This window comes from Bacillus sp. FSL M7-1020, assembly GCF_038050415.1.
Taxonomy (GTDB): domain Bacteria; phylum Bacillota; class Bacilli; order Bacillales; family Bacillaceae_G; genus Bacillus_A; species Bacillus_A toyonensis.
In genome coordinates this window covers 663,213-675,944 of record NZ_JBBOTW010000001.1, presented here as the reverse complement: position 1 = coordinate 675,944, position 12,732 = coordinate 663,213, and the positions used below count along the sequence as shown (strand labels likewise).

Below are 12,732 nucleotides of genomic sequence, written 5' to 3'. Positions count from 1 at the left end.
GAAATTATATTTCACACTTTTATTATAACTTTAAGAAACTAAAAATCAATAACTCTTTCTTATTTTATGAAATAAAATTTCACAACATGACATATTTGTGTCAAAGTTAATAAAAAAAGATGAGTCCCCTCATCTTTTCTTCTACTTCAACTTCCGTAACCGCAAAGCTTCTTCTCGCGTCTCCATAAATTGATCCAGCACTTTATTGCCAATTCGATTAAAAGTAATCACATATAAAGCATCAATCATATTCAGTTGCGTCATTCTCGAAGCAATACTCGCAATACGATGATCTTGCTCTACATCCGGCATACAAAGGCGAATGTCCGCTTCTTTATATAAAGGTGATGATTGGTCAAGTTTCGTAATTCCGATAACAGTTGCACCTTGTCTCTTTGCATATTGCGCCATTTCAAGCACATCTTTCGTTCGCCCAGATGTTGAAATCGCCACAAATATATCGCCTTCTTTTAAATTCGTCACAAGCGGCAACATCATATGAAAATCAGATAGCATCATCGCTGTAAATCCGAGCCGTGTAAATTTATACGCCCCATCCATCGCCGGTGTCGCTGACCCACCTACGCCGTAAAATAAAATCTTATCCGCATTTACAATACGATCTGCAGCTTTCTCAAGTTCCTTCTTATCTATCGCCGTAACACTTGCCTCAATTGCAGCTTTATTCACATACGTAACTTTATTAAACAAATCGTACGGTCCATCTTCCTTATTCATTACTGAAAAATCGTTAATATTATAATCAGCAATCGTTAATTCACGAACAAGCGCTATCTTAAATGCTTTAAAGCTTCCAATACCGATTGTTTTACAAAAACGTACAACACTCGCCTCACTCGATCCCGCATTTGTAGACACTTCTTTTGTCGTTAAATTTGGAACAATCTCTGCGTTCTCCATTATGTACATGGCAACCTTCTTTTCAGCTGGTGAAAATTGATCCATATTATTTTCAATTTTAAATAGTAATGTTGAAGCTTTCACTATTTAACCTCCACTTCTTACGGTTGCGTATATTCTCTAATATCATTTGTATCATATAGATAAAAACCATCATTACCAGGTGGATGATGAACAATTACAGTTCGATCCCCTTTTTTATATGACGTTATTTCACCTTCAGATCTCTGTTTTTCCCATCCATGTATCCAAACTGCAAAGTCAGGTACAAAAGCAGTGTACTTATAGTCTTTCGGTTTTCATCTTCTACATAGGAAGAAAAAATAGAAACTGGAAAACATTTCACTTTTGATTCTTTCCATGCGGTAAATGGTATACATAGTGCAATAAGTATGATTACGCCTATAACCTTCCCCTTCGTAATCTTCACACATCCCTCTCCTCGTCCACATCATATACATAGATTTTACCATACTTACAAACCACTCATGCTACATGCCCATTGCTTTTTGAAATAAAAAAAGCTTATCTACGTCAGATAAGCTCTTCTCCTCTATACAAAATACTTCTTTAAAAGTGGCGGTGTAATAATCGTCGTCAATATAACAACAATAACAATCGCTGTGAAATTTTCTTTCGCTAATAAATTCGCCGTAAGTCCATTTGCTGCGATAATCAGCGCTACTTCTCCGCGTGACACCATCCCTGCACCAACACTAATAGAAGATTGGAGGTTGAATCCTGTCAGTCTTGCTCCTAAACCTGATCCGATTAACTTTGTGAAAATCGCAACGAGCGTCATAATGATAATGAACCAAAGCTGACTCCCGATTCCTTGAAATGTAATTTCCATTCCGATACTTACGAAGAACACTGGTACAAATATCGCATAAGCAATCGGTTCAATTTTATGTTCCACTTCATGCTTATACTCCGTTTGAGAAATGGCAATTCCTGCTGCAAATGCTCCAATAATACCTGCAATTCCCATCATTTCACTGTAATACGAAAAAGAGAAACAAATAATAAGAGCTGCGCTAATTAAAGCTTCTGTTACGCGAAGCGGCACAAGCATTTTCATAATCCAAGGAACGACTTTCCATGCGATAAAAACAATACTTACAAAGAAAACGATTTTCTTTACAATGACAAGTGTTATATTCACATCTTGCGTTCCTAAAAAGCTCATAACAAACGCTAATAAAATAACGACAATTACATCATCAAATACAGCAGCACCTAAAATCGTTGTACTTTCTCTCGTATTCATCTTCCCTAAATCTCTTAGCGTTTGCACTGTAATACTAACCGATGTTGCACAAAGTAATAATCCTAAAAAAATGGCATGAGATTGCATTAATCCAAACAACAGTCCTGTCACATATCCACCGATGAAAGGAAAAATAATTCCACCAGCCGCTACTGCAAACGACGATTTCAAATTCCGATTTAACTCTTCTAAATCTGTTTCAAGTCCCGCCATAAACATAAGTAGCAAAACACCAATTTCACTAAGCTCATCAATAAGTTCTGAACTATTAATAATACCTAGCACCGCAGGACCGATAATAATACCAACAAGTAATTTACCAAGTACAGAAGGCTGACCGAGTCTAACGCTAATATCACCAGCTAATTTCGTACAAAGTAAAATGACGACAAGTTCAAAATAAAATAACATAGCATCTTCTCCTACTATATAAAATAAATCTATTTGTTAACCCGTATCCATTTCCGCACATAGTTTCCCCTATTCATCCGGATTTTATTTGTTAAAGTTTTATTTGACAAAATATTCTGAATTATAATAAAGTTAATCCAGAAACTTTAAAAAACTACATACCATAACTGTACCTCCATTTACTTACGTACTCTTTTCTAATGGGCTCATACTATATTCGCAGTTATGGAAATGAAAAACGGGGGGAGAGTCCAAAATGAAGTCATTATTACGAAAAAAAGCGCTCAGTACTGAATCACCAAAGCAACTAGATAGAACATTAACTGCACTCGATTTAACGTTTTTAGGAATCGGCGCCGTAATTGGGACAGGAATCTTTGTATTAACGGGTATTGTTGCAGCAAAACATTCTGGTCCTGGTATTATGCTATCATTTCTTATCGCTGCATTTACTTGTGCTTGTGTAGCCTTTTGTTATGCTGAATTTGCTTCTTCTATACCTGTCTCAGGAAGTGTGTATACTTACGCATATATGACAGTCGGAGAAGTCGTCGCCTTCATCGTCGGATGGTGTTTAATGCTCGAATATTTACTTGCCGTTGCAGCTGTAGCTGTTGGGTGGTCTGGTTATTTACAATCTTTACTACAAGGATTTAACATACACCTTCCCGCCATAATCGCCTCGGCCCCCGGTGTTGGAAAAGGTGGTATCATCGATTTACCAGCTGTCTGTATTTTACTTCTTATTACTGGCCTTTTAAGTTTCGGTATACGTGAAAGTGCACGCATTAATAATATTATGGTTCTTATTAAACTAGCTGTTATCATTGCCTTTATCGTTGCAGGCGCAAAATATGTAAAGCCTGAAAATTGGACACCGTTCATTCCATTCGGATACGACGGTATTATTACTGGAGCTGCCACTGTATTCTTCGCCTTTTTAGGGTTTGATGCAATCGCAACCGCTGCAGAAGAAACGAAAAAACCACAGCGTGATTTACCAATCGGCATTATCGGTTCCCTTCTTATTTGTACTGTTTTATACATGATTGTATCTTTCGTTTTAACAGGCATGGTTCCTTATACACAATTAGATGTTTCTGATCCAGTTGCATTTGCATTGCATTTCGTTGGTGAAGATACAATTGCAGGGTTACTCGCTGTTGGTGCGATGACTGGAATGACAACCGTTCTCTTAGTCGTTATGTATGGACAAGTTCGTGTTTCATATGCGATGAGCCGCGACGGTTTACTTCCAAAAGCGTTAGCACGCGTAAATAAAAAAGTGAAAATCCCTTTATTAAATACGTGGATTACTGGCGTTGTTGCTGCTTTATTAGCAGGACTTTTAGACCTACATTTACTCGCGAATTTAGTAAACATCGGTACGTTAACAGCCTTCACATTCGTTTGCTGTGCTGTACTTATTTTACGAAAAACACATCCTGACTTAAAACGCGGATTCCGTACTCCTTTCGTACCTGTACTACCAGTTGTCGCAATTCTTTGCTGTTTATATTTAATGATCAATCTGTCTAAAACGACATGGATTAGCTTTGCAGTTTGGCTTATAGTCGGCTTATGCTTCTATTTCTTCTACTCTAGAAAGCATAGTCATTTAGCTACTGAAAAAACAAATGATGAGACGAAAGAAGCATAATAAAATAGCTCGCCGATGAAACGGCGAGCTATTTTCCTGTTTAATTATGTTTTCTCGTTAACGATTGTAAAATGATGAATATGCCGATGCAAGCTGTAAGCGATGCCCAATTCCCTATTGGTGTAGCGTATTTAAAAACTCCAATACTTACAAGCAATAAGAAGATAATCACCTAATATATAAGCTTCCACTTTTGCATAGCTTCCCCCTTTACTTCGTCTCCTTCTTTTTCTTCCACGCATTTACACTATCAAAGAAGAAATTAATAAATAACGTGCCTAAACCCGCTAATAAGAAAGTCATTAAAAATAGAATCCATATACTTTTATCTTTTAATAAATAATATCCTACAAGGAGCACAACCGCGATCCATACATATTCAAGAATTCTCTTTAGCTTTTTCTGTTCCAAATTATTCGCTCCCTCTTTCTATACTACTTTTAGTATAACAAAAAAGAAGCCTATCATGATAAGCTTCTTTTTCTTCTCTCTTATTTGTTCATGCTTTTTTCAACGAGTGAAATCGCATGCTCTATCGTACGATTCATCGTTTCTACCTGTTCGTCTTTCACTTTCGCATCTTTTAATACAGCTTCTGCAACTGTAATTTTTTGCTGTAATGATTTCACTGAACCGTCCGTTACATTCGCAGCTTGCGCTTTCTTTACGACAGCTTTAGCCTTTTCAATGTTGATTTGTAATTTTTCTTTCGGTGTTTTTGGTTGCTCTTCTGCTACTTTAGATTGTACAAAGTTTACATTAGCTGTTTTTAATTCGTTATACGTTTGAATAATTTGTTCCCCAGTACTTCCGATATTTTCAAACGCTTGCTTTGCAGTGTTATAGCTTTTCTCTAGTTCTTGAAATGCTTCCTTTGAGTATTGACCTGGCTTATCACCAAATTCATACGTACGAGCTAACACTGCTTTTACTTTTCCTAGCTCTTCATATAACGCGTTTACTTGCTCTAACTTCGTACGATTAAAAAACTCATTGTACGCTGCTAATACTTCCGAAGAACTTAATGCTTTACTATATAATTTTGCTAGCGCAATTTGACCATTTAACGGAATGCCACCATTTCCATTGCTATCTGGATCAGCTCCAAATGCAAACGGTACGTTCGGGTGATACACTTTTCCTTGAGCTGGTTGGCTATTTACTTTTTTACCATCTACATAAATGGCTACTTCATTTCCGTTATACGTTCCTGTTAAATGATATGTTTTGTTCGCTTCTAACTGAACGCCAACACGTTTATAACTACCACCAATATGAGCCCACAATTCAACATTTCCACTTCCTGTAGATTCAAAACCAATTCCACCACTCTCTGTATTTTGCAAAATACCTTGTCCACGAATTTCATTCATTGAAAATACAGTTTCTAACGTAAATGCATTTGCTACTTTTTCTTTTTGGGCTGCTGAAAACGGCAGATACCCAAATGTATTTGCTTTCCCGTTTAACTTCATAACATTCTTTTTCAAAGCTTTATCATATTCAATAGTCACATTGCCCTTCACATCACCTTTTGTAACAAATGGTGAATTGTCTTTAAATGTACCATCTGCAAAGTTCACATCGAAAACATCAGCCTTTGGCACTTTTACATTCGGATCGATATTATCTTTTTTCGTAGTAATTTCTGCCGTTAACGGCTGCACACTTTCATTGCCAAATGAATCAATTGCGACGACTTCAAGTAGGTATGTTTTCCCACCATCTAACCCTGCAAGCGTAAATGTAAGGTCTTTCGGCACTGGGTCACGGTAAAACTCTGAGAATGCTAATAACTTATTTTTAATCTCACCTGTTTGTTTATCCTTCGCTTGTACACGATAAGAATGAACAAGAAGGTTATCCAATGCTTGCGGGAATGTTACTGTTGCTGCGTTTTCTGTTACATTTGATACAGCAAGCTTTGCATCCTTAGCGAAGTATGGCTTTTCTTTATCACGATTTTCTACATGTGTAAATGTTTCTTTCTTTGCTGGCAATTTAATTTTCCAAGGCTCACCCGTCCAAGCATTCGTATGGAAATCACGACGGTTAATCGTTACCTCTTCATCATCTACTTCTACTAATAAACCTTGGCTTAACGTACTAGCTCCTGGCGGGATATTTCCTTGTACTTTACCGCCTTCAACTTCCATATAACTTACAGAAGATGTACCAACAGACGTAAAGTCTTTTTGATGAATTGATCTTGGATCATCTAACGGATAATGAGAATGACCTGAAAACGTAATGACTTGTGGGTATTCTTTTAATACTGCATTAATTTTCGTACTATCTTTCGTTCCCCACTCTTGGCTACCGTATACTGTATCTTTAATATGTTGATGTAAAAATACGAAAATCGGCTTTTCTGGATCATCCTTTTGCGCTTTTGCCATTTCTTCTTTTAACCAGTTAATTTGCTTGTCTGAATAATATCCATGAGTTGTCCCATCTTCCGGAGACATAACAAGGAAGTGATACCCTTTCACCACTTTATGATAATAAATCGATTCCATTCCTGTTTTTTCTAAGAAACGCTTCTGCGCTCCATCTACAGATAAGCCGTTCCAATAATCATGATTACCGAGAGAATTCATTCGTACCGCATCTTTATTTGCATTTTCATTATACACTTGCATGAAGCGATCATATTGTTGTACCGATCCTGAATCAGTAAAATCTCCTACAATTACAAATGCATCTTGTTTTGGAGCAAGTGTATTAAACTGTTCAATCGCTCTTTTCCAGCGAAACGTATCATCCGTTCCACTGTTTTTAATATGTACATCACTTACAACTGGAAAAACTAACTTCTTCTCACTCTGCATCTTTTCTTGTTTCTTCTCTTCCGCTTTGACTGATGTACTCCATGGAAATGATACAAACGCCAATACAAAAATCATTAATAATCCAATAAGACCTTTTACTTTTCTTAAAGCAATTCTGTCCACGTGAATCCTCTTCATAATAATTGATTCATTACAAGGGCTATTTTATCTAAAGCATATTAATGTCGTTTAAATCACAAATGAATTTTATTAGATTTTTGTAAATATACAGTTAATTATAAATTAAGTCCCACATTCCTCGTACTATTGTATACAACCACCTTTTGTCTAAAAGATTCTGATCATTCTTTTCCCATGTCTATTCACATATACTCTTTTCTATAACATGAATGATACGTTAAGATGTAAGCCTATTAGACAATCTTAATTTTTAACATTTTCTTCTTTTCTTAACACATCGGCCATGCTTCTACATTTAATAGTAGTAAAAGACAACTTAAAAAGGAGGGGTTGTATTGAAGAATAAAAAAAATATTGGCTGTTTCGCTCCTTTATCTATCATTTGTCCAGACCCTTGTCCACCGCCCCCTCCTCCAAATCCAAGTTGCGAGCTAGTAACAAATGAATTTGCAGGGAATTTCCTCATAACTAATAGCACCATTCCCTCTGCCAAAGATGCATTACAATCAATGATACTATGGCAAAGTGATGGGATACTCCTTATATCAGGTACTGTCTCGGTTTACAATAGTACTAGCAGCACTGAAGCAATTACAATTCAAATCGTTGGAGCAGTAACTAATATTTTCACTGTGTTTCCTGGCAATACAATATCTTACACAGGTAAAGGTTTAATATCCGTTAGTATTATTAATATACAAAGTAATTCTTCACTATATTTAGAAGGCAAGTACTGTTGCCAATTTACATGTTGCTTATAGAATACCAATTTCATTACTTCCCCAATAAAAAAAACATACCCTTTACGGTATGCTTTTTTATGAAATCGGATAACGTACTGTAATACAAAACTCTCCTTGACTAACAGTTGTTCCTGTCGTAGTAATTCGAATTGTAGTAAAATATCGTATAGTGAAAGTACCGCTACTTTGCGGTTGAACAGTAATCGTATCAACTACTGTAGCACCTACTAAAAAATCAACAGTAATTGGATTTGCGCCTACATCATATTTCACATAACCCGAACCATACACTTCTTGCGTAATATTATTCGTATATACAATTTGAGTACCAGCACCTGTAATAGACCAGTCTGTACATACTTGATCTTGTACAAGCGTTTTATTAGAACAACAAGACAAACTGGAACTTCTCATTCCCATTTTGATCCTCTCCTATTCTGCTATGAAAGTGGATAACGTGTTGTAATACAAAACTCTCCCTGATACGTTCCAGCAGGTGTTGCCGGTAACACAACTTGTATACTATCAAAGCGGCGATACGTAAAAGCAATACTCGTTCCTGGGTTTAATGTTTGTGTATCAATTGTAGCCCCAGCAGAATCAAGTGCTTCTACAGTGATTGGGCCCGGTCCAACATCATATTTCACAAAGCCAGTACCAATTACATTTTGATTAATATTATTTGTATAGAGAACATTATCAATTGCTGTTGCAACTACAGTAGCAGACCACGGACTACACACTTTATCTTGCACATAATTTTTATCTGGACAGCAAGTTAACGCTGACCCTGAGCACTCACAAGACATAGTTGTTTCCCCTCTCTCTTTTATATTCCCTATATGTGTATGTCCTTTAGAGTCTTTTGCCTGTACTATTCATCTATTTTCAAAAATTAATCAAAACTCAATGCTAATAACTAGATAGATTCCGTTTTGTTTCGTTTTTTCATAAATTTATAGATAAAGATACTAGCCACGATAAGAAGAACGCCTCCTAATATCGGTAGCATATATTGTCCAACAATATCCGCTGCTTTTTCCCAATGCGGACCTAATTTCATTCCTACATATATATACAAAGCCGTTAACGGGAACATCGCTACAAATGTATATATGCTAAATTTCCATATGTTCATTTTCGCCATACCACATGGAACGGAAATAAGTGTTCGAACTCCTGGAACGAAGCGTCCAACAAAGGCTACAACCGGTCCGTATTTCTCAAAGAAATCATCTGCCTTTTGAATTTGTTCTTCCTTAATGAAGAAGTATTTTCCGTATTTTATTAATAGAGGACGACCACCGTAATAACCGAGTGCATATAACGTTAATGGTCCTGTCGTTCCACCAAGCGTTCCAGCTAATACAGCTAGCCAAAAATTCATATCTCCCTCGTACACCCAATATCCAACCATGGGTAAAACTACTTCTGCTGGAATAAATTCAAACGTTAATGCTAACACAACTCCAAAATAAGAAAACTGCTTTAAAAACTCGATTATATCTAAAATAATTTGCTCCATTCTTTTAACTCCTATCCAATATTTACATTATGCTTTTCTTGTAATTGCACTGGTGCCATTTTTACAATTCGATTCAAAATGAATAACACAATTCCAATATCATCTAAAATACCGATAAACGGCAGGAAGTCTGGAATTAAATCAAGCGGCATCGCCACATAACCAACTAAAAAAGCAACAGATAAAATTTTCTTCTTTATTGAAACCTCTTTTGAAGTGAAAAAGTCAAATAGGAATGGAACAAACTTGCGGACATGAAATACAACTCTTAATCTACTAATAAGTTTTTTCATTTTTTATCTCCTCTCTTTGTATACAAAAAGGCCCCTACCAAATATGGTAAGGGTCCTAAAAAAGACAATAAGGGGCCTGTACCATTGCTGGTAAAGGTCTCACTAACAACGCAACGTTGCCAATAAAGCCGAGGGTTTCTCCCTGTAATGACGACTTTACTGTAATAAGTTACTCCCCTTTATATACACAATTTTATACAATCACATTAAAATATTTTAGAGGGCTTGTCAATACATTTTATGACTCGAACTATCTAGCTTACCCTTGACTAAAAATAAAAAACGTATATGAAATTTCTTACTATCTCATAATAAACATACTTATTTTTTTAAATGAAAGGAGAAATTTCATATGCATACCGTATGGAAAGGTGCACTTTCACTTGGGCTATTAAATATAGGAATCAAACTATATAGTGCCGTAGAAGAAAACGATATAAAGTTTTTAAGTCTCCATAAAGAATGCCTAACACCTATTAAATATAAAAAGTTTGCTCCTGATTGTACGGATGAAGAAATCGATGATAAAGATATTGTAAAAGCCTATGAATATGCACCTCATAAATACATCATTATTGATGAAAAAGAATTAGCTGAGCTGCAAAAAGTTCATGAGCCACGGTCCATTCGTATTATATCTTTTGTCCAAAATAGCGAAATTGATTCTGTTCTCTATGACCGTTCTTATTTTATAGGCCCTACGCCGGGACACGAAAAGTCATATTTATTATTAAAAGAAGCTCTTGAACGTACGAATAAACTTGGTCTAATTCATATTTCTATCAGAAAAAAACAACACTTAGCTATTATCCGTAGCTTTGAAGATGGGCTTATGTTACAAACCATTCATTACCCTAATGAAATTCGCAATATAACAACTACACCTAATTTACCAAGTAACGAAGATCATCCTATTCAAAAACAAGAACTCACCGCGGCAATCAATTTAATTCATCATCTTACAAATCCTTTCGAACAAGAGCTATTTACAGACGAGTATAAAGAAGCTCTTACCGAATTAATCGAAAACAAAATTGAACAACAGGAAAAAACTGAAACAATCTCCCCAGCTCCAAACATCATCAATATTATGGAGACATTACAGGCAAGTATTGAGCAAGCAAAAATAAAAAGAGATAATAAAAAAGAACAAGAGGCCAACTGAAATCGACCTCTTGTTCTTTAAAGTGGTTTACATTTTGGCATCTCAAGTCCAGATGATTGTGCTAACTTTAATAAATAATAACATTCCTCTCTTGCCATATGATCTGCCATTCTCGCTGATAACGCACTTAATATTTCATTCGATAACTCCATCTCTTCAACCTCATGGAGAAAATGCGAAAATAATTTTAACTCAAGTGAAACATCTTTTGTAAACTTCTTTAACGCCGGAAAATGATGAAGCTCTGTCCGTAAATACCCCGTCATCTCAACTGCCTTTAAGTAAAATTGTTCAAAGTGCTTCTCGAATTCTTCGCTTTTCTCTTTCAATCTTTTTTCAACAAGATCTAATCCACCAGAAATAGACCCTGCATGACCAGCTGCATCTGTTAACCAAACGAGATGATAATGTAATTCATGAAAAACAGGCGGAACTTCTCCTTTCTTTAAAAACTCTGACACCGTTATATACTCTTCTACTTCATTTACCATATGATTAATAAAAGTCGGCGTAAAATGAATAGTAATTTTCCCCTCCAACTGTTTCTGTATAATATTTAATTTAAACGTTCGTATCTCCTTAGCAGCTCGCTCTGCCTCTTTTGAGAATGCAATGAGATTGACAGTATGAATTTTATTTAAAAAGCCTGTAAACGTCTCAACAAAATAAGTAGCTTTCTTTATATCTTCCTTCTCCTTTGGAGCTAACGCATCAAGTAAAAATTGCGCATGATCACTAAGTACCTTTAGCCAAAACTTATGCTCAAACAACGCACTTTCTTCGTAATTTCTCTCCATCAAATCGCCTCCCTATGTTCCTTTCTTTCTATCACTTGAACTTTATATCCATCTGGGTCTTGTACTACAATACTCTTCTCACTTTTGTTTTCTGTATATGCAATTTTATAAAACACTAACCTCTTCTTTAAGTTCTCTATGTTAGAAATTGAAAACATTAGAACATCAACCGCATCCGTAACACTCTTCTCACGCCCACCCAAACTACGATTCATTACAAAACTAACTCTCATTGAATCAGCATCATACCAAACCCCTGTTATATCTAATTGAGGTCTCTCTGAACTGGGGCTTATTCCTAAAATCCCTTCGTAAAAATACAGCGTTTCCTTTAAGTTCTTTACTTCTAGCACAATGAAATTCTTTACATTCTCCACATTCATTCCCCCTGTACTTATTACTTTTTTATATGTGTCATAAATGCCTGTTATGTCTGAATACAATACGTAGTGATGAAGAGTTAAGGAGGTTTATTCATGAATAAATATATGAGATCATTCGTGCCATACCATAGCCCTCAAGATCCTTGTCCTCCTATCGGAAAAAAATATTATTCTACTCCTCCTAATTTATTTTTAGGTTTTCAACCGCCAAATTTACCGCAATTTACACCAAAAGAGGCATTACAAAAAGGAACTTTATGGCCTGTTTTTTATGACTATTATGAAAATCCTTATAAAAAAGGGCGGTGACTACTGACGTGACTCAATCGCTACCAGAAGAATATTATCAACTTTTACTGGAGCTTCAAGAACTAGACTTTGTACTAGTTGAACTAACTCTTTATTTAGATACACATCCAGATGACACTGCTGCGATTAATCAATTTAATGACTTCTCCTATAAACGAAGGGTATTAAAACAAAAGATGGAAGAAAAATACGGACCACTTCAGCAGTTTGGAAATAGTTATTCTAACGCTCCATGGGAATGGAGCAAAGGTCCTTGGCCATGGCAAATATGAAGGAGAGAAAA

General features: G+C 35.9%; 16 protein-coding genes and 1 pseudogene. 5 read left to right on the top strand and 12 right to left on the bottom strand.

Annotated features, from left to right (window positions below; translation table 11 throughout):
• Positions 1–141: 141 nt before the first annotated feature.
• The 3 genes and pseudogenes from MHB70_RS03390 to MHB70_RS03380 all read right to left on the bottom strand — a co-directional run bounded on the left by MHB70_RS03390 (position 142) and on the right by MHB70_RS03380 (position 2,602).
• A complete protein-coding gene (locus MHB70_RS03390; protein WP_000648150.1) occupies positions 142–1,005 on the bottom strand; it encodes a MurR/RpiR family transcriptional regulator in 864 nt (287 codons plus the stop codon).
• Between the two features lie 17 nt (positions 1,006–1,022).
• Positions 1,023–1,351, bottom strand: a pseudogene (locus MHB70_RS03385) (outer surface protein).
• A gap of 123 nt (positions 1,352–1,474) precedes the next feature.
• Positions 1,475–2,602: a cation:proton antiporter gene (locus MHB70_RS03380; RefSeq protein WP_000899813.1), complete on the bottom strand. Its 1,128-nt coding sequence runs from the start codon at positions 2,600–2,602 to the stop codon at positions 1,475–1,477.
• A gap of 256 nt (positions 2,603–2,858) precedes the next feature.
• On the opposite strand from MHB70_RS03380, the gene MHB70_RS03375 reads away from it, so the two are divergent.
• Positions 2,859–4,262, top strand: a complete 1,404-nt coding sequence (locus tag MHB70_RS03375; RefSeq protein ID WP_000838706.1) for an amino acid permease — start codon at positions 2,859–2,861, stop codon at positions 4,260–4,262.
• Between the two features lie 40 nt (positions 4,263–4,302).
• On the opposite strand, the gene MHB70_RS03370 is transcribed toward MHB70_RS03375, so the two are convergent.
• The 3 genes from MHB70_RS03370 to MHB70_RS03360 all read right to left on the bottom strand — a co-directional run bounded on the left by MHB70_RS03370 (position 4,303) and on the right by MHB70_RS03360 (position 7,216).
• Positions 4,303–4,434: a hypothetical protein gene (locus MHB70_RS03370; protein ID WP_002047313.1), complete on the bottom strand. Its 132-nt coding sequence runs from the start codon at positions 4,432–4,434 to the stop codon at positions 4,303–4,305.
• 38 nt (positions 4,435–4,472) lie between these two features.
• Complete coding sequence (locus MHB70_RS03365; protein WP_000435798.1) at positions 4,473–4,673, bottom strand: hypothetical protein; 201 nt, start codon at positions 4,671–4,673, stop codon at positions 4,473–4,475.
• Between the two features lie 80 nt (positions 4,674–4,753).
• Positions 4,754–7,216 carry a LamG-like jellyroll fold domain-containing protein gene (locus tag MHB70_RS03360; RefSeq protein ID WP_061529751.1) on the bottom strand — a complete coding sequence of 821 codons (2,463 nt, stop codon included), beginning with the start codon at positions 7,214–7,216 and terminating at the stop codon, positions 4,754–4,756.
• 353 nt (positions 7,217–7,569) lie between these two features.
• Between MHB70_RS03360 and MHB70_RS03355 the strand changes: the two genes are divergently transcribed.
• Positions 7,570–7,995 carry an S-Ena type endospore appendage gene (locus MHB70_RS03355; protein WP_000791321.1) on the top strand — a complete coding sequence of 142 codons (426 nt, stop codon included), beginning with the start codon at positions 7,570–7,572 and terminating at the stop codon, positions 7,993–7,995.
• A gap of 57 nt (positions 7,996–8,052) precedes the next feature.
• Here MHB70_RS03355 and MHB70_RS03350 read toward each other — a convergent pair whose 3' ends face one another.
• The 4 genes from MHB70_RS03350 to MHB70_RS03335 form a co-directional block, all read right to left on the bottom strand.
• On the bottom strand, positions 8,053–8,397 hold the full coding sequence (locus MHB70_RS03350) for a DUF3992 domain-containing protein (protein ID WP_000525817.1): 345 nt from the start codon (positions 8,395–8,397) through the stop codon (positions 8,053–8,055).
• Between the two features lie 20 nt (positions 8,398–8,417).
• A complete protein-coding gene (locus MHB70_RS03345; protein WP_001277536.1) occupies positions 8,418–8,786 on the bottom strand; it encodes a DUF3992 domain-containing protein in 369 nt (122 codons plus the stop codon).
• A gap of 110 nt (positions 8,787–8,896) precedes the next feature.
• Entirely contained in the window at positions 8,897–9,502 is a 606-nt protein-coding gene (locus MHB70_RS03340; protein ID WP_000435005.1) for a DedA family protein, read from the bottom strand.
• 11 nt (positions 9,503–9,513) lie between these two features.
• Positions 9,514–9,795 carry a YkvA family protein gene (locus MHB70_RS03335; RefSeq protein ID WP_000733839.1) on the bottom strand — a complete coding sequence of 94 codons (282 nt, stop codon included), beginning with the start codon at positions 9,793–9,795 and terminating at the stop codon, positions 9,514–9,516.
• 352 nt (positions 9,796–10,147) lie between these two features.
• Here MHB70_RS03335 and ku point away from each other — a divergent pair, with 352 nt between their 5' ends.
• Positions 10,148–10,960: a non-homologous end joining protein Ku gene (gene ku, locus MHB70_RS03330; protein ID WP_000557729.1), complete on the top strand. Its 813-nt coding sequence runs from the start codon at positions 10,148–10,150 to the stop codon at positions 10,958–10,960.
• 17 nt (positions 10,961–10,977) lie between these two features.
• Here ku and MHB70_RS03325 read toward each other — a convergent pair whose 3' ends face one another.
• A complete protein-coding gene (locus MHB70_RS03325) occupies positions 10,978–11,757 on the bottom strand; it encodes a DUF2935 domain-containing protein (RefSeq protein ID WP_000440956.1) in 780 nt (259 codons plus the stop codon).
• On the bottom strand, positions 11,757–12,140 hold the full coding sequence (locus MHB70_RS03320) for a VOC family protein (protein ID WP_080023262.1): 384 nt from the start codon (positions 12,138–12,140) through the stop codon (positions 11,757–11,759). The genes MHB70_RS03325 and MHB70_RS03320 overlap by 1 nt, the downstream gene beginning before the upstream one ends.
• 93 nt (positions 12,141–12,233) lie before the next feature.
• Here MHB70_RS03320 and MHB70_RS03315 point away from each other — a divergent pair, with 93 nt between their 5' ends.
• Positions 12,234–12,449 carry a spore coat associated protein CotJA gene (locus MHB70_RS03315; protein ID WP_001046260.1) on the top strand — a complete coding sequence of 72 codons (216 nt, stop codon included), beginning with the start codon at positions 12,234–12,236 and terminating at the stop codon, positions 12,447–12,449.
• Between the two features lie 8 nt (positions 12,450–12,457).
• A complete protein-coding gene (locus MHB70_RS03310) occupies positions 12,458–12,721 on the top strand; it encodes a spore coat protein CotJB (protein ID WP_000194492.1) in 264 nt (87 codons plus the stop codon).
• Positions 12,722–12,732: the final 11 nt, after the last annotated feature.

Bases quoted from the DNA above. Each gene is read 5' to 3' on its own strand.
- MHB70_RS03315 (WP_001046260.1), top strand. From the start codon at position 12,234: ATGAATAAATATATGAGATCATTCGTGCCATACCATAGCCCTCAAGAT.
- MHB70_RS03380 (WP_000899813.1), bottom strand. From the start codon at position 2,602: ATGTTATTTTATTTTGAACTTGTCGTCATTTTACTTTGTACGAAATTA.
- ku (WP_000557729.1), top strand. From the start codon at position 10,148: ATGCATACCGTATGGAAAGGTGCACTTTCACTTGGGCTATTAAATATA.
- MHB70_RS03350 (WP_000525817.1), bottom strand. From the start codon at position 8,397: ATGGGAATGAGAAGTTCCAGTTTGTCTTGTTGTTCTAATAAAACGCTT.
- MHB70_RS03320 (WP_080023262.1), bottom strand. From the start codon at position 12,140: ATGAATGTGGAGAATGTAAAGAATTTCATTGTGCTAGAAGTAAAGAAC.
- MHB70_RS03325 (WP_000440956.1), bottom strand. From the start codon at position 11,757: ATGGAGAGAAATTACGAAGAAAGTGCGTTGTTTGAGCATAAGTTTTGG.
- MHB70_RS03375 (WP_000838706.1), top strand. From the start codon at position 2,859: ATGAAGTCATTATTACGAAAAAAAGCGCTCAGTACTGAATCACCAAAG.
- MHB70_RS03345 (WP_001277536.1), bottom strand. From the start codon at position 8,786: ATGTCTTGTGAGTGCTCAGGGTCAGCGTTAACTTGCTGTCCAGATAAA.
- MHB70_RS03335 (WP_000733839.1), bottom strand. From the start codon at position 9,795: ATGAAAAAACTTATTAGTAGATTAAGAGTTGTATTTCATGTCCGCAAG.
- MHB70_RS03340 (WP_000435005.1), bottom strand. From the start codon at position 9,502: ATGGAGCAAATTATTTTAGATATAATCGAGTTTTTAAAGCAGTTTTCT.